This window comes from Clostridium sp. ZBS15, assembly GCF_023845705.1.
GTDB lineage: Bacteria > Bacillota > Clostridia > Clostridiales > Clostridiaceae > Clostridium > Clostridium aquiflavi.
In genome coordinates this window covers 4,788-21,321 of sequence record NZ_JAMQHY010000040.1, presented here as the reverse complement: position 1 = coordinate 21,321, position 16,534 = coordinate 4,788, and the positions used below count along the sequence as shown (strand labels likewise).

The following is a 16,534-nucleotide window of genomic DNA, read 5'->3' as shown; positions in this document are numbered from 1 at the left end:
GGGGCTATTAATATGAATTATAATTTTAATGAAGCAAAAAATCATTTAATAAACTCTTATAACTTTTTAGAACCTGTAATGTCTTATGGTGATGGAGTTTATCTTTATGATATAAATAATAATAAATATTTAGATTTTACAAGTGGAATTGGTGTAAATAGTTTAGGATACAATGATGAGGATTGGATTCAAGCTACAACTACTCAATTAAAGACACTTCAACATAACTCAAACATATTTTATAACAATACTACTGTTAAATTAGCAAAAAAATTAACTGAAACATCTAATATGAGCAAAGTATTTTTTGCAAATTCTGGTGCTGAAGCTAATGAAGGTGCAATTAAACTTGCTAGAAAGTATAGCTATGATAAATATGGCTATGGTAGAAATAAAATTCTTTCATTAGTACAATCATTTCATGGAAGAACCATAACAACTTTAAAAGCTACTGGCCAAGAGAAATTTCATCAGTACTTTTACCCTTTTACAGACGGATTTGATTATGTAAAAGCTAATGATATAGAAGATTTTAAAAATCATCTTAATACTGATGTTTGTGCAATAATCCTTGAGGCAATTCAAGGTGAAGGTGGTGTTCTTCCACTTGATAAAAATTTTGTTGAACAAGTTGTTAAAATATGTAATGATAATGATATTTTAGTTATATTTGATGAAGTTCAATGTGGCATTGCTAGAACTGGTAAAATGTTTGGATTCAATAATTTTGATGTTGAACCTGATATAGTTACTGTTGCTAAGGGTTTAGGTGGTGGATTACCAATTGGTGGAGTTCTTTGTTCTGAAAAACTTGAAAATGTGTTCACTCCAGGTGATCATGGTTCAACTTTTGGAGGAAATCCAGTTGCTTGCTCTGGCGCATTAGTTGTATTAGAGAAACTTTGTAGTGAAAATTCATTTGATGAAATATATAAAAAAGGAGAATTTGTTAAAGATATATTAAAAAAATCAAATAATCCTCATATTTTATCTGTGAGAGGAAGTGGATTAATGCTTGGAATTCAAGTAGATATTTCTCCTTCTTTAATTCAACATGAAGCTTTAAAAAATGGACTCATTGTATTAACTGCTGGAAAAGATGTAATTAGATTACTACCACCTTTAATAATTTCTAAAAATCAATTACATGAAGGATTGTGCACTCTGCTTGATGTGTTAAATTCGATTAAATAAAATTTGATTTTCAGCTAACAATTTAACCAATTCTATATATTTTAATTACTTTATACATTAAAAACTTATTAAATTATAAATGGGGGCTATATTATGAAAAAAGATTTATTAAAAATGGATGATTTGTCTAAAGAAGAAATTTTAGAAATTTTAAATTTAGCGGATCAATTAAAATACGAACAAAAACATGGAATTGAACATAAACATTTAAAAGGAAAAAGCTTAGGTATGATATTTGAAAAATCATCAACTAGAACTAGGGTTTCTTTTGAAGTTGGCATGTATCAGCTTGGAGGAAATGCATTATTTTTAAGCAATAGAGATTTACAAATAGGACGTGGCGAACCTATTGAAGATACTGCACGAGTTTTATCAAGATTTCTAAATGGAATAATGATCAGGACTTTTTCTCAAGATGGTATTGAAACTTTAGCTAAATATTCTTCCATTCCTATAATAAATGGCTTAACTGATGATGAACACCCATGCCAAGTATTAGCTGATTTAATGACAATTAGAGAATATAAAAACATTCTTGAAGGTTTAAATGTTGCATTTATTGGTGATGGAAACAACATGGCTAATTCTTTAATGATTGGTTGTTTAAAAGTTGGTATGAATTTCTCTATTGCTTCACCAAAAGATTATACAGTAAATGAAACTTACTTATCTAAAGCCAAAGAGATTGCAAAAAAAGAATGTGTAAATTTAAAATCTACTACTTCCCCCTTTGAAGCTGCAAAAGATGCTGATGTAATAATCACAGATGTTTGGGCAAGTATGGGGCAAGAGGAAGAACAAACTTTAAGGATAAAAGCATTTAATGGCTTTCAAGTCAATGATGAATTAATGAATCTTGCTAAAAGTAATGCAATTGTTCTACATTGTTTGCCTGCTCATAGAGAAGAAGAAATTACAGCAAAAGTTTTAGAAGAACATTCTAAAGAAATATTTGATGAGTCTGAAAATAGATTACATGCGCAGAAAGCTGTACTTGTTAAATTTATGAAATAATAAATAATTAAAAACATTTTTTAATAAAAGAGATAGTTAAACTTATTGTAAGTGAATGGATATTTTTTAAGTATATAATGTATTAGCTCTTCAAGCTGTACTTACTTAAATATGATACTATTCAAGGTTAACTATCTCTTTTAACTTTTAAATTCTATAATTTTACAAATTTTATTCAATAATTATGTGTATTTGTCTATACATGTATATTATTAAATGTGATATAATTTACTATATAAACTAATACAATGAATAATCTAAATAATACATAACACACTAATAATAGAAAAAAGTTTCAAGCTAAATTTATATATTTTTATAATAAACTACATAAATTTATATTGATTAAATTAATGTGGCGTTAGGTGGTGATTAAATGAATAGTTTCATCAATAGGAATATTCTAAACAAAAAAGTAACTTTAAATTTAATTATTTTTTCTTTAATTATATTTTTTTATCAATTATTTCATCATTGCGTTTTAAAGAAGATTATAAAATCAAATATATTGATGATAATGCAATAACCTTAGCAAATAATTGGAATTTAGAAAATTCTTTTAACAATATTAAAACCATTGTAAACTTTCCTATGAATCTTAAATATCATCACAATACTACTTATTCTTTTTCTAAAATATTAGATGAAGATTTAGATGAAGACTCTGACATGTTATGTTTACGTATTGGCTTTTCTAATGTAAATGTATACTTAGATGATAACTTAATTTATAGTTCTGCTTTTTCAGATTATGAAAAATTCAAAAACAAAGGTAACAATACATTACATATGATACCTTTAGACTCTAATATTAAATATAAAGAACTTAAATTTGTAGTTGAAATGAAATCAAACTTTTCATTGCCTTATGATATCAAACCACCAATTATAGGAAATGAAACTTCTATAATTCATAGTTTAATTTCTTCTCAAGTATTAAATTATGTAATTATTTTTTTGCTTATAACTTTCACTTTATCAATATTTGTTATATCAGCAATTGCATTTTATAAAAACAAAAATAATATATTTCATTTGTTATATATAGGCATCTTTGCATTACTATCTTCTATATATGCAATTTCAGAAATAAATATTATGCAAATATTGATTCCAAATACTTATTTGCTTAACAATCTAACATTTATGCCTTTAATGTTAGTTGGTATTCCAATAGTAATGATAATGATAGAAACTACAAATAAAAAATATACAAAGCCATTATTAATAACTACTTATTCAATGATTATTAATTTCATTATCCAATCATTGCTAACTTTATTTGGCATATTAGATTTAAGAAGTATGTTAATTAGCTCTCACATATTAATAATGATCAATGGTATATTATCACTTTATATTATGATTCTATCTTGGCATGATAGGTCTTTTAGTAGTAAGTGTTTTACTATTTCAATAGTTCCTATGATATTAGGTACATCAATAGATATAATATTATTTTATCTTCATATACCTCATTATTACGGTATATTATTTCAAATAGGTGTTTTAATATTCATAGTAATACAATTATGGTATGTTATTAATAAGTACTTTAATTATTATAAATTATCAATAAAATCTAGTGTCTATGAAAAAATGGCTTTTACAGATACTATTACGAATCTTGAAAACAGAGCTGCTTTTGAAAAAAAGATTACTTTTATAGATAAGAATATAAATGATTTTTCTTCAATTTGGTGCATATCTATGGATTTAAATAATTTAAAATTTGTCAATGATAACCTAGGTCACGCTAGTGGAGACACAGTTATAACTTCATTTTCTAAAATTTTAAAAGATACTTTTAATAGTATTGGTAATTCCTATCGTACAGGTGGAGATGAATTTATTGTTATTGTAAATGATATTTCTAAAAGTTCATTAGAATGTAAGATTTCTGATTTATATAATTCTATTAATAAATTTAACTCAAACTCTACTTTAAAAATAAGTGTAGCTTTAGGATATGATAATTTTAAAATTAATGAAGATAATAAAATAACTGATTTGATAACAAGGGCTGATAAATTAATGTATATAGATAAAAAAGAAACAAAAAAAAATTTACCTAATAAATATTTATTTTAATCTATGTTTTAGCAAAGTGTTGATATATGCATAAGCAAAGTGGGCGGAGTAATTGAACTTCACCTATTGCATATATCAACACTGTTTTAAAACATAGCCTTATTTTATTTCTTGTAAATTTAATATTACTTTTCTATATAATTCATAACATTTTTTACAACTAAATTTATTGTTCCATCACCATTTCTTTGAATTTCAAATTTACTTTCATCATGATATACTTCTTCATTTAAATATATGTCAATTTGTTTATCTATATTTAATCTGACTCTTTTTAATTTTTTTTCTACCCACGTCTTATCTACGACTACTTCTTCATCTAAGCCTTTTCCTTTAACAAAGCTAGAAAAATTCACTTTTTCTTCTGAGTTTTCCTTAAAAAGCTCTTGTGATAATTCATCTATATTAATACTATCTTCTTCTTTTAGTTTACTTTTAACTGTTGTTCTAATTTTCTCTGCCTTTGATGCATCATTGGATATATTTTTTCTAGTCCAATCCTCTGTGGCTTTTAAAAATGTCTTTGTCATATCTCTTTCATTAGTAATAACTTTAGCGTATAAAAAATCATTAACAAAATAGTTTATTCCAAGTTCATTATCTTCTTTGTTTTTTCTTTGTTTATCTAATATCATTAAGTTAAATCTATCGTCATCTCTAAAAGGCTTTATGAATGCTGCTTTTTGTATTTTTTGACCGCCACCTGGAAGTCCAGCACTTTGAGGCACTATTCCTATTCCTATTTTTTCATCTATAAACTGAATTTCATGGGTGAAATTCTTTATGTAATCCAATTTAAGAACACCTATCATAGGACCTTTATCTGTAGTTATTGATACTATTATCAAATCACATGATTCTATATTTTCATCCATCTGCATAATTACAAATAGCTGTCTTGCCAATTTTTTTGATAAAGTAATAAAATCATCATCTATTCCATTTAAATAATCTTGTACAGATTCTCTAACACTATTAGTTCCTTGAATAAATACACCTGATTTTAATTCTTCATCCTTAAAACATTTTTCTAAATGCTTATATAAATATTTATATATCTCATCATTTAATTCCAATGTAAATTCATTTAGGACAGGTTCTGATGCATTTCTATCCAATATATGTATTACTGCTTCATTTATATTAATTTCATTTATATATTCCATGATTATCTACTCCCTATATAATTAATTATTAGCATAAATATCAAAATAATTCTTATGATACTAGCATTACTCAGAATTATATTATAACATTAAATTATAAAACTAGATTTTTAAAACATAAATTTTAATTTGCATTAAAATTTTAATATAGGAGGAGTATATATGCAAGAAATTGAAACTAGAATTATGGATATAGATATAGACAATATTAGAAAAATTCTTATAGACAACGGAGCAGAAAATATAAAGAAAGAAGATCAAATTAATGATATTTACGATTTTGAGGATGGAAAACTTTTAAATAATAAAGGGTATGCTCGTATAAGAACAGTAACTGACAACATAAATAATAAAGTAGTTTATTATATGACAACAAAAAAAATGCTTTCACAAGAACGCTTTAAAGTCATGGAAGAAAATGAAGTTATAGTTAATGATAAAAAAATGGCAGAAGGTATTTTTAAATCCTTAGGATTAAAATTAAAAGAATCTAATAAAAAATATAGAGAAAGCTATAAAATATTTGATTCATTAGTTGAGATAGATATAAATGAAAAGAAATTTTGCCCTTTTCCATATTTAGAAATAGAAACAACTTCTGAAGAAAACTTAGATAAAGTAGTTAAATTACTAGGTTATACTCTAGAAGATACTACTTCTCAAACGATTTACGATATTTTAGCAGAAAGAGGTTTCACACCAAATTCCCCCAAAGGAATTTAAAAAATAAGTCCAAGTTGGTGACAGTCACCAGCTTGGACTTATCCTTATCTTTTTATTACACTTAAAATTTCATTTTGTTCTTTTTCTACATCTGGTACATAGCTCTTTAATAATGTGAAGTTTCCTATTAATTCATATTCTCCCATAGTTGCAGGTATGAATATACTATCTCCCATAGCTATCTTTTCTTCACCATTTTTATATTTTATAGTTCCGCAGCCATCTACGCATGTAAATAAATAAAATCTATTTATATCACTTTCCTCTTTAACATAATTATTTATTTCATATTTTTGAATTGTGAAATAATCACTTAAGCAAAGATAAGTTTTTTTATAATTTTCTTTTTCTATTAAAATTCCTTTTGAATTCTTTCCTTCTAAAGAAAAATCAATAACGTCTAGAGCTTTCTCTACATGTATTTCTCTGCCTCTATTATAATCATAAACCCTATATGTAATGTCACTACTTTGTTGAATTTCTGCTATTAAAACACCTTCACATATGGCATGAACTAATCCACTTTGTACATAAAAAAAGTCACCTTTTTTTACAGATATTTTATTTAAATATTTATCTAAATTTCCGCCTTTAATAGCTTTTTTAAATATTTCTTTATCGCAATCCTTTGTGCCAACTATTAAGCTTGCATTTTCTTCAGCATCAATAACATACCATGCTTCAGTTTTACCAAATTCATTTTCTACCCTATTTGCATATTCGTCATTTGGATGAACTTGAACTGATAGTTTATCTCCAGATGTAATTAATTTAATTAATAAAGGGAATTTCTCTATATCAATTTTTTCGCCAATAAGTTTTTCTTTAAATTCATTAATTATCTCATCAAATTTTTTACCTTTTAAGTTTCCATTTTCTACTTCACCTACTCCATTTGGATGACATGCAACATCCCAGCTTTCCCCTATCACTCCATTTGGAATATTGTTTCTAAATTTTTTTAGAGCATTTCCGCCCCATATTCTATCATAGTATAAATTTTTAAATTTAATTGGATACATATTGTCCTCCTATCGAATATATTAGTATTTCTAATCATTATAATTATATTATATACTAACTATAATATAATAAAAATTTCTTATATATTAAAAAATGTGAATTCCGAAGAATTCACACGTTCATTATATAATTAGGCTCTGTTTTAAATGCAAAAGCAATTCAATCCATTTTGTATAGTAAAAAATATTTTGACATTACACTATAATTCTTTAACAATAATTTTATTAAATAATTTCTCTACTACATCCTTATTTACAAACCCAGTTTCCTTTTCCATTGCATTTGCAGTTCCACAAGCTGATGCTAATTTTAAAGTATCTATAATATCATAGCCTCTTTCAAGTGCTACTGCTATGCCACCAACATATGCATCTCCTGAACCTACAGGATTTATAACTTCTACTTTAGGAATATTTATTTTATAAATTTTATCTTCAAATCTAACAATTGATCCTTCTGCTCCCAATGAAATTGTAATAAAATTTATTCCTTTTTCACTCAAAATCCTTATTTCTTTTATAGCATCTTCTTCAGACAAAATCTTTCTACCAGTTAAATCTTCTATCTCATCTTTATTAGGTTTAACAAAATAAGGTTTTGCTTCTACACCTTCTTTTAAGGGTTCACCACTAGCATCTAATAAAAATTTTTTTCCTTTTTTATTAGCATATTCTATTAGCTCTCTATAAAAATTTTTTGGTACATTTTTTGGAAGACTACCTGATGCTACAATTATATTTGCTTTTTCTATTAATTCATTATACTTATTTATAAAATTATTTTTTTCTTCAATTGTAATCTCTGGTCCAGGTTCAAGTATTTCTGTTTGAATAAAATCATCTGTAATAAATGCCAAGCACTCTCTTGTTTCACCACTTATCTTTACAAAATCATTCTTTATTCCATAATACTTAAGTTTCTCTTCAATAAATTCTCCACTCTTTCCTCCAAGAAAACCTGTCGCAACACACTCTTCATTTAATATATTAACTATATTAGCTACATGTAATCCCTTTCCACCTGGAGTATTCTCTACATGCCTAGCCCTCATTACCTTTCCCTTTTGTATATCCTCTATCTCATATCTTTTATCTATAGAAGCATTAAGATTTATAACCAATATCATATTATATACTTACCTTTCCGTAATATCTCGTGTATCTAACTCACAAGACCTATATTTATAATAAAATTATCAAGCTATGTTTTAATTAACTGTTTATATTATAGTATAATAGCGAACTGGCATTGGAATTTGCTTTTTAGAACTCTTAATGAAGATTTGTCAAATTAATTGCTTGTCAACAATCTTTGATTGGGAGCATGCATTAATTGGACTACTCTTTATTCTAGAGTTCTTAAAGTAAATTCCTCTGTCCATGAGCTTTATACTATAATATAAACACTATTTTAAAATATAGCATACACCTCAATATCTATTAGCACTTCCACAAACTTTTATTTTGTTTTCTACTATTTTTGCCATAGCTTCTTTACCTGGAATCATATACTTTCTTGGATCATTTGCATTAGGATTTTCCTTAAAATATTCTTTTACTGCATCTGAAAATGGTATTTTCAAATCTGTAGCTATATTTACCTTACATATTCCAAGTGAAATTGCTTTTTTCACTAATTCATCAGGAACATCTGATGCACCATGCAATACTAAAGGTACATTAACCTTACTTCTTATCTCTTTTAATCTTTCAAAATCTAATTTTGCTTTTCCTTTATACAATCCATGTGCTGTTCCTATAGCTACAGCTAAAGAATCTACCCCTGTTCTTTTAACAAATTCTGCTGCATCCTCTGGATTTGTATACATTGAATCTTTTTCAGATACTATTAAGTCATCTTCTTTTCCACCGAGTTTTCCAAGCTCAGCTTCAACAGTTGCATCATATTCATGGGCATATTCCACAACTTTTTTTACCTTTTCAATATTAACTTTAAATTCTTCTTTAGATGCATCAATCATACATGATCTAAATCCAATATCAATATTCTTTTTTATTTCATCTATATCCTCAAAATGATCCAAATGAATGGCTATTGGTATATCATACTTCCTAGCTGCTACTTCTGCCATTGCTTCTATATAAGCTGCCCCTGCATACTCTATGGTTGATGGTGTTCCTGCTATAATTACAGGTGATCTCATTTTCATTGCTGTATCAACAACTACTTGTAATGTCTCTAGATTGTGTATATTAAAAGCTGGTACTGCATAACCTTCCTTTTGAGCTTTTAATAACATTTGCTTTGTTGAAAGTATTTTATGCATAAACCTATCTCCTCTCATATAATCTTAATTCAACTTTTTAGCAATTATATTCCATCATCATTTTCCACTGTTTCTTTAATTTTATTTCTCTTATACTCTTTAATTCCTATAGTGGCAGCATTTTTTACCGATTCAACTAATTCTTCCATAGTATAATTATTTCTTGATAAAGATGCCTCCAGAACCATAGGTAAATTCATACCAGAGATAACTTTAATATTCTTATCTTTTCTTTTTTCACTAATAATAACAGATACATTAAAAGGAGAACCCCCTGCTAAATCTGCTAAAATTAATATTTCATCTGTATTAAGATTATTGATTGCATTTTCAATATTCCTCTTTAAAATATCTGATCCTTGTCCACCTTCAAAATTCACGCCTATAACTTCTTGTTGTTCTCCAGCAATTAATTTTACTGAATTAAGTATTCCTTCTGGAAAAAATCCATGTCCAACAATAACCAATCCTATCATTGCTATCCCCCTTATTCCATATTTATCTAATTTATATATTTAAAATCAGTCTATGTTTAAAAACAATGTTGATATATAGCATAGAGCGAACTGGTATTGGAATTTGCTTTATCTATAATATCAACATTCACTTAAAATATATGCAAAAAATTATATAAATTAAAATCTTAGAAACTAAAAGTTTTGTTTATGAATGTGTACCCCTTTAACAACCCTATTAACAGTACCATCTGGTCTTGGATTGTCTGGAGATATTTTTAGCTTTATTGAGTTAAATAACCCAAACATTTGTCCAAATAAAATATAATTAAATACTGTATAAATTTCTGGTACACTTGCTCCATTTATTTCAATGCATTTATCACATATATCTTTTAATTTCTCATTATTTTCATAGCTTATTACTGCAAGTTTATGATTTCCCGAATCATTATATATCTCATTTATTAAATCTAAATCATAAAGATTAGTATATTTATCTGTAGAATTCATAATAATAATTAAAGTCTTATCATTAATTATTGACTTAGGACCATGCCTAAAGCCCATAACAGATTCAAATATTGTTACTATCTTTCCACTTGTAAGTTCTAATCCTTTTAATGCCATTTCCTGAGACAAAGCTTTTAGTATTCCTGAGCCTAAATAAACAACTCTATTACATTCATAATTAACTAAATCACAAACATCATTCCAATTATTTTCGAGAATATCTTCTCCTTGTTCTGACACTAAATCTACAAAAGTTTTATTATTTTCTATATTATCTATATCAAACATTAATATTGTTGCTAGAAGCATACAGCTAAAAGAACTTGTCATAGCAAATCCTTTATCATTTGATTCTGTTGGCATAAGCAATACTAAATTATTATTATTTGTAATAGCCTTCTTTGCTAATTCACCGCCTTCATTACAGGTAATTACCACTTGTGATATGTTGGTGATATCTTTTTCAAATAAATCATATGCACCAACGCTTTCTGGTGAATTTCCTGATCTTGCATAGGATATTAAAATAGTTTGAGTATCTTTTTCCATATATTCCTTAGGATTTGATACTAAATCAGTAGTAGCTATAGCTTCAATTCGTGCATTTATTTTACTTCTAAGTTCTAATAAAGCTGTTTGTCCTACATAATCCGAAGTTCCAGCACCTGTTAATATTATTCTTGTATTCTTTGATATATTTTTCTTTAAAAATGATTTAATTTCATCTCTTTTATCATAAATTATCTTATATGTCTCTTTCCATAAATCAGGTTGTTGCATTATTTCTTTTGATGTGTTTATTGCTTTTAATTTTTCTAACTCTTCAACAGTTTTTCCAAAAATCATAATACCCTCCCATACTGGCTATATTGTAATTACCAGTGCATATAAATTTTTACTAATTTTTTAAACATACTCTATATTTAAATTTATCCCCTCTTGCAATACTTACTGTATATTCAATAACTTGCTTATTTTCATATGTTGTTCTTTCAATTTTTAACCCTGGTTCTCCTTGTGATACATCTAAATAAATACTTTCCAATTTATTTATTGAAACACTTTCAAGCACTTCTTCAGCCGATGTTATATGAACTTTAAAATCATTCTTAAAAATTTCATACAGAGGATTTTCCTCTAAATCTTTTTTAGTCATACCATTAAACTTATCATATGGTAAATATGTTACTTCATATATCATTGGAATATCGTCAGCTATTCTTATTCTTGTTATTTTATATACAAGCTCATTTTCTTTTAACTTTAATTTTCTTAATATTTTACTATCAGGTTCTGCAATTTCAAAGTTTAACAATTTTGAAATTGGTTTTTTCCCAAGTTTTCTCATTTCATCAGTAAATGAATAAACTTTTATCAAGTCCTGTTCCACTCTTCTTGATGATATGAAATTCCCTTTTCCGTGAACTTTATATATATATTTTTGCTTTTCTAATTCATCTAATGCCTGTCTTACAGTTGTTCTACTGACACCATATTTATCACAAATTTCTCTTTCTGAATCTAATTGATCATTTTCTTCCATATAATTTTCTATTTGATTAATAAGAATATCCATTAATTGTGCATATAATGGAATTTTAGAACTTTTATCAATTTTATTCATGTGAATATACCTCTTTCAATTTAACCTAATTTTTTCTAATTATAACATACTCTTATTAATTATAGAAACTGATTTTAGTACTCTTTAATGATTGTTATCCCTTTATTTATAATACTTTTATAGATATTTTCTATATCTAACTTAATAACTTCTAAATTTTGGACAGAGCTAATACTCCATCCAAAATTCAGAAATTTATCTATTGAAACTTATCCATTATAATATAGCAAAACCTGTTTTTACTTCTATAAATTTTGCAATTAAACCTAAACAAATTGTAATTGTTATTAATTTAATTGGTGAATATCCCTTCTTTAATAACTTATACATTAAAAATGTATATCCTAAAGCTAACATATTAGGCATTACTTGATCTAAAACGCCTTCTTGTAATTTTATTGCTGAATCACCACTAGCAGATCCTGCTGAAATTACCATTGTTGTCTTTAAATTAACCATTGATGCTATTAATCCACCAACAACTGTTAAACCTAATATTGATGCTGCATGAGATATTTTCTTTGTTTGTTCTTTTAATGAAGAAAGTGCCTTAACTCCTGTCTTATATCCATATTTCATTAAAAAGAACCTTAAAAAGAAATGTAGTGCATTAAACATTACTAGGAAAACTATAGGTCCTGCTACATTTCCCTCCATAGCCATTGATGCACCTATACCAACGCAAATTGGTAATGCTGTTAACCAAAATAATGCATCTCCAATACCACCTAAAGGTCCCATGGTTGCAACCTTTATTGCTCTTATTGTGCTTCTATCTTCTTTATTTTCTTCCATTGCTAGTACTAATCCCATAATGAAAGTTACTAAGAATGGATGAGTATTAAAAAATTCCATATGATCTTTCATTGCTTGGGAAAGGTCTTCTTTATTTGTATGAATCTTCTTTAATCCTGGTATTAATCCATAAAGCCATCCACAACCTTGCATTCTTTCATAGTTAAAAGATGCTTGTAAAAAAAGTGAACGCCAAACCATATGATTTAAATCTTTATTAGTAATTACCTTTTTAGGGGTAGGTTCTTTATATGCTACATTAGATTCCATCTTCATATTCCTCCTCTGCAACTTTTACTACTTTCTTATTACTAGCTGAATAATAATCATATAATGCTATACTTAAGCCAACTAAAGCTAATCCTAAAATTGAAATATGACCGTATGTTACAAATAAGAAACCAATAATAAGAAATGCCATATATTCTTTCTTTAACATGATTTTTAATAACATTGCAAATCCGATTGCTGGCATTACTCCACCTGCTACTTTTAATCCATCAATAAACCATTCAGGTACTGCTCTTACAATCTCTGCTGCTTTGTCTGCACCAAAGAATATTGGTAAAAATGCAATTACAAAGTAGAATACAAATAAGCAAAGCATTCCCATATAATTAATTCTATCTATACCTTTTGTATCTGCATTTTCTGCATAAGTATCTGCCTTATGCATAAAGAATGAAAATAATGTGAAAATAAATGTTATAGCAGCTTGTACAGCTACAGCAAATGGTATTGCTACTCCAACAGCTGCTTGTGGTTCTAATTTACCTAAAATAGCTATACTTGTTCCAATAATACCTCCAATAACTACATTAGGAGGTTGTGCTCCTGCAAGTGGAACCATACCCATAAATACAAGTTCTAATGCGGCTCCAACTATAAGCCCTGTTTTTACATCGCCTAAAATTAAACCAACTACAAGTCCTGTTACTATTGGCCTGTGTATATGAAGTAATCCATCATATAAATCTATACCTGCAATACCTGCCCAAATAGCAATTAATAAAGCTTTAACAAACATAATGTTCCTCCTTCATTAATATATTTTTTGATAATAAAAATATTTTTAATTTTATGGATTTATATGTGTTTATAAATATCTTCATCTATTGCTTCATCAGGTACTCTTCTTATTTCTAGTTGAACTCCTAATTCTTTGAGTCTTCTAAAAGCTTGTCTATCACTTTCATCTATAAAAACAGTAGAAGAAATTTGTTTCTTTCCTTCACTGAAATGTAAATTACCTATATTTATATTTTTTATAGGAACTCCTCCCTCAACTAATCTTACTGCATCTTGTGGAGTTCTACATACCAAGAAAATTAATTGTCTTGGTGCTGCTTTGTTTATTATATTTACAGTCTTTTGTATTGAGAAAAACCTTATCCCTATAGTATCTGGAATGACCATCTCCATTAAATTTTGTTGAACAGAATCTTTAGCCACCTCATCATTTGCTACTACAAGTAAATTTGCCCCTAGGTGATTTACCCAAGTAACTCCTACTTGTCCATGTACTAGTCTATTGTCAATTCTAGTCATTAATATGTTTGGCACTTCTCACCCCTCCTATAAATACCAGTTTGTTTTCTAATAATTGGTAATTACCATACTTAAATATTAAACCTTTACAAAAGATGTGTCAACATGTTTAATTATATTATTTTATTTAAATAAATCTATTTTAGAAAAAATTCTAATTACTCTTAAACATAAAAAAATATAACATACTTGTAATTACAGATGAAACCATTACAATAAATATAATACCTATAATATTTAAAATGCTTAATAATACCCAATATATAATACAGCTAATCAAAAACATTAAAATAACTTTTAATATCTCTATAATTCTATGTTTTTCTCTAATTATGTTAAGCATTTGCTTTTCTGATAAATTTTTTTCTTTATATTTTCTATTAAAATAACTACTTATTGTACCAGATAAAAATGTCTTTATAATAAACTCTCCAATAAAAATTACAAACACACTTGCAAAAGACACAATGAATATTTTATAGTTAGAAATGTCAACTGGTAATGTCCAGTTTGCCAATTTTAAGAATAAACTCATAACTATAAGTATACATATAGCTATAGGAGTACTAAATAACATTAATAATAAAGAAACCTTTATGCTTTCCTTTCCGGCACTTTTTAAAGCAAATATATTATAAATATATATTGTTGAAAAAGATAAAACTATTGCTAATAAAATAAAGTTAAAATATTGCATAAAAACCCCCTCCTTTTAAATTAATTATATTTTATTTTTAAAGAATTATAACCTTGTTTTACAATTTATGTAAAATAATTAAATATTAAAGGACTTTTTTATCTTTTTAGGATTCTTATTACATACATATTAAATTTTTTTCAATAATATCTTTAAGTATTTAGGAGGTTTTAAAAATGTTAATTACAAATTGTAACATTATTTATTTAGATAAAATAGAAAAAGGCTCTGTTATTATTCAAGATGGTAAGATAAAAAAAATTAATCCCTCTAGTTTTACTAATAATGAGATTAATCAGATTATAGATGCGAAAGGTTTATACCTTTCACCTGGATTTATTGATGCACATATTCATGGCGCTGGTGGATGTGATACGATGGACGGAACAATCGATTCTATAAATACAATTGCAAAAACAATAGCTAAGCATGGTACAACTTCCTTTGTGCCTACTACTATGACTGTTTCAATTAGTGATATTAATAAATCTATGAGAGCTATTAAATTATTAAAAGAAAAAGGTTCAGAAGGTGCTCATGTTTTGGGAGCTCATTTAGAAGGTCCTTTTATAAATCCAAATGCAATTGGAGCTCAAAATCCAGATTACATTTTGCCACCATCAATATTTACTTATGAATCTATGGTTAAGGATTGTGAAGACTCTGTTATTTCACTTACATTAGCACCAGAACTTTCTGGTTCTAATGATTTAATTAAATATCTTTCTGCTAATGGAATTGTATGTTCATTAGGACATACAAAAGCTACTTATGAAGAAACAATACATGCAATTAAATGTGGTGCTACTCATTCAACTCACCTTTATAATGCAATGCCTTTCTTTACTCATAGAAGTCCTGGAATTGTAGGTGCTATATTTGATAGTGATATTAAAACAGAAACCATTTCGGATGGAATTCATATCTCATATCCTGCATTGAGAATTGCTTATAAGCAAAAAGGTACCGATAATGTTTTGTTAATAACTGATGCCATGATGGCATGTTGCATGCCTGATGGAAAATACTATTTAGGTGGGCAAGACGTTATTGTTAAAAATGGTGCTGCAAGAGTTAAGTCTGGCTCTCTAGCTGGTTCTGTTTTAACCCTTGATAAAGCTGTTAATAATATCTACAAAAATTCAGATTTACCATTAAATGAAATTGTAAAAATGGCTTCATATAATCCAGCTAAACATTGTAAGATAGCTGATCATAAAGGACTAATTAAGGAAGGTTACGATGCCGATCTAATATTATTCGATGATAATATAAACATAAAGAAAGTGTTTATTTCAGGAAAAGAATTTTATTAAAAGGTATTTTATTTAAAAGAAATTAAAGGCTCTGTTTTAACTATATGTTGATATATGCAATATGTAAGGTGGCATTGTAATTGGACTT

16 protein-coding genes are annotated in these 16,534 nt (G+C 26.9%); 5 read left to right on the top strand and 11 right to left on the bottom strand.

Annotated elements, in window-relative coordinates; genetic code table 11:
• Positions 1 to 12: 12 nt before the first annotated feature.
• The 3 genes from NG904_RS12160 (at position 13) to NG904_RS12150 (ending at position 4,299) form a co-directional block, all read left to right on the top strand.
• Positions 13 to 1,194, top strand: coding sequence for an acetylornithine/succinylornithine family transaminase (locus NG904_RS12160; RefSeq protein WP_085322711.1), 1,182 nt, complete (start codon positions 13 to 15; stop codon positions 1,192 to 1,194).
• 93 nt (positions 1,195 to 1,287) lie between these two features.
• Positions 1,288 to 2,208, top strand: coding sequence for an ornithine carbamoyltransferase (argF, locus tag NG904_RS12155; protein WP_061308179.1), 921 nt, complete (start codon positions 1,288 to 1,290; stop codon positions 2,206 to 2,208).
• Between the two features lie 474 nt (positions 2,209 to 2,682).
• Entirely contained in the window at positions 2,683 to 4,299 is a 1,617-nt protein-coding gene (locus NG904_RS12150; protein WP_252231783.1) for a sensor domain-containing diguanylate cyclase, read from the top strand.
• Between the two features lie 125 nt (positions 4,300 to 4,424).
• Here the strand turns inward: NG904_RS12150 and NG904_RS12145 are convergent, their stop codons facing one another.
• Positions 4,425 to 5,465: a nucleoid-associated protein gene (locus NG904_RS12145; RefSeq protein WP_252231782.1), complete on the bottom strand. Its 1,041-nt coding sequence runs from the start codon at positions 5,463 to 5,465 to the stop codon at positions 4,425 to 4,427.
• A 162-nt stretch (positions 5,466 to 5,627) separates the two neighbouring features.
• On the opposite strand from NG904_RS12145, the gene NG904_RS12140 reads away from it, so the two are divergent.
• Complete coding sequence (locus NG904_RS12140) at positions 5,628 to 6,188, top strand: class IV adenylate cyclase (protein WP_035785088.1); 561 nt, start codon at positions 5,628 to 5,630, stop codon at positions 6,186 to 6,188.
• Positions 6,189 to 6,232: 44 nt separating this feature from the next.
• On the opposite strand, the gene NG904_RS12135 is transcribed toward NG904_RS12140, so the two are convergent.
• The 10 genes from NG904_RS12135 to NG904_RS12090 all read right to left on the bottom strand — a co-directional run bounded on the left by NG904_RS12135 (position 6,233) and on the right by NG904_RS12090 (position 15,130).
• Complete coding sequence (locus tag NG904_RS12135; protein WP_252231781.1) at positions 6,233 to 7,210, bottom strand: type I phosphomannose isomerase catalytic subunit; 978 nt, start codon at positions 7,208 to 7,210, stop codon at positions 6,233 to 6,235.
• Positions 7,211 to 7,410: 200 nt separating this feature from the next.
• Entirely contained in the window at positions 7,411 to 8,337 is a 927-nt protein-coding gene (locus NG904_RS12130) for a 1-phosphofructokinase family hexose kinase (protein WP_252231780.1), read from the bottom strand.
• 303 nt (positions 8,338 to 8,640) lie between these two features.
• A complete protein-coding gene (locus NG904_RS12125) occupies positions 8,641 to 9,498 on the bottom strand; it encodes a tagatose bisphosphate family class II aldolase (RefSeq protein ID WP_252231779.1) in 858 nt (285 codons plus the stop codon).
• 44 nt (positions 9,499 to 9,542) lie between these two features.
• Positions 9,543 to 9,974 (bottom strand): PTS sugar transporter subunit IIA, encoded by a 432-nt coding sequence (locus NG904_RS12120; RefSeq protein WP_252231778.1) that lies wholly within the window; start codon positions 9,972 to 9,974, stop codon positions 9,543 to 9,545.
• A 174-nt stretch (positions 9,975 to 10,148) separates the two neighbouring features.
• A complete protein-coding gene (locus NG904_RS12115) occupies positions 10,149 to 11,312 on the bottom strand; it encodes an SIS domain-containing protein (protein WP_252231777.1) in 1,164 nt (387 codons plus the stop codon).
• A gap of 52 nt (positions 11,313 to 11,364) precedes the next feature.
• Positions 11,365 to 12,090, bottom strand: coding sequence for a GntR family transcriptional regulator (locus NG904_RS12110; RefSeq protein ID WP_252211849.1), 726 nt, complete (start codon positions 12,088 to 12,090; stop codon positions 11,365 to 11,367).
• A 216-nt stretch (positions 12,091 to 12,306) separates the two neighbouring features.
• Entirely contained in the window at positions 12,307 to 13,155 is an 849-nt protein-coding gene (locus NG904_RS12105) for a PTS system mannose/fructose/sorbose family transporter subunit IID (protein WP_252226607.1), read from the bottom strand.
• A complete protein-coding gene (agaW, locus tag NG904_RS12100; RefSeq protein WP_252211847.1) occupies positions 13,145 to 13,912 on the bottom strand; it encodes a PTS N-acetylgalactosamine transporter subunit IIC in 768 nt (255 codons plus the stop codon). The genes NG904_RS12105 and agaW overlap by 11 nt, the downstream gene beginning before the upstream one ends.
• 59 nt (positions 13,913 to 13,971) lie before the next feature.
• Positions 13,972 to 14,448, bottom strand: coding sequence for a PTS N-acetylgalactosamine transporter subunit IIB (agaV, locus tag NG904_RS12095; protein ID WP_252231776.1), 477 nt, complete (start codon positions 14,446 to 14,448; stop codon positions 13,972 to 13,974).
• Positions 14,449 to 14,587: 139 nt separating this feature from the next.
• Positions 14,588 to 15,130 carry a hypothetical protein gene (locus NG904_RS12090; protein ID WP_252231775.1) on the bottom strand — a complete coding sequence of 181 codons (543 nt, stop codon included), beginning with the start codon at positions 15,128 to 15,130 and terminating at the stop codon, positions 14,588 to 14,590.
• Between the two features lie 176 nt (positions 15,131 to 15,306).
• On the opposite strand from NG904_RS12090, the gene nagA reads away from it, so the two are divergent.
• Positions 15,307 to 16,446, top strand: a complete 1,140-nt coding sequence (nagA, locus tag NG904_RS12085) for an N-acetylglucosamine-6-phosphate deacetylase (protein ID WP_252231774.1) — start codon at positions 15,307 to 15,309, stop codon at positions 16,444 to 16,446.
• The last annotated feature ends 88 nt before the right edge of the window (positions 16,447 to 16,534 follow it).

Coding starts and splice junctions, on each gene's coding strand:
- NG904_RS12160 (WP_085322711.1), top strand. CDS start 13: ATGAATTATAATTTTAATGAAGCAAAAAATCATTTAATAAACTCTTAT.
- argF (WP_061308179.1), top strand. CDS start 1,288: ATGAAAAAAGATTTATTAAAAATGGATGATTTGTCTAAAGAAGAAATT.
- NG904_RS12145 (WP_252231782.1), bottom strand. CDS start 5,465: ATGGAATATATAAATGAAATTAATATAAATGAAGCAGTAATACATATA.
- NG904_RS12140 (WP_035785088.1), top strand. CDS start 5,628: ATGCAAGAAATTGAAACTAGAATTATGGATATAGATATAGACAATATT.
- NG904_RS12135 (WP_252231781.1), bottom strand. CDS start 7,210: ATGTATCCAATTAAATTTAAAAATTTATACTATGATAGAATATGGGGC.
- NG904_RS12130 (WP_252231780.1), bottom strand. CDS start 8,337: ATGATATTGGTTATAAATCTTAATGCTTCTATAGATAAAAGATATGAG.
- NG904_RS12125 (WP_252231779.1), bottom strand. CDS start 9,498: ATGCATAAAATACTTTCAACAAAGCAAATGTTATTAAAAGCTCAAAAG.
- NG904_RS12120 (WP_252231778.1), bottom strand. CDS start 9,974: ATGATAGGATTGGTTATTGTTGGACATGGATTTTTTCCAGAAGGAATA.
- NG904_RS12115 (WP_252231777.1), bottom strand. CDS start 11,312: ATGATTTTTGGAAAAACTGTTGAAGAGTTAGAAAAATTAAAAGCAATA.
- NG904_RS12110 (WP_252211849.1), bottom strand. CDS start 12,090: ATGAATAAAATTGATAAAAGTTCTAAAATTCCATTATATGCACAATTA.
- NG904_RS12105 (WP_252226607.1), bottom strand. CDS start 13,155: ATGGAATCTAATGTAGCATATAAAGAACCTACCCCTAAAAAGGTAATT.
- agaW (WP_252211847.1), bottom strand. CDS start 13,912: ATGTTTGTTAAAGCTTTATTAATTGCTATTTGGGCAGGTATTGCAGGT.
- NG904_RS12090 (WP_252231775.1), bottom strand. CDS start 15,130: ATGCAATATTTTAACTTTATTTTATTAGCAATAGTTTTATCTTTTTCA.
- nagA (WP_252231774.1), top strand. CDS start 15,307: ATGTTAATTACAAATTGTAACATTATTTATTTAGATAAAATAGAAAAA.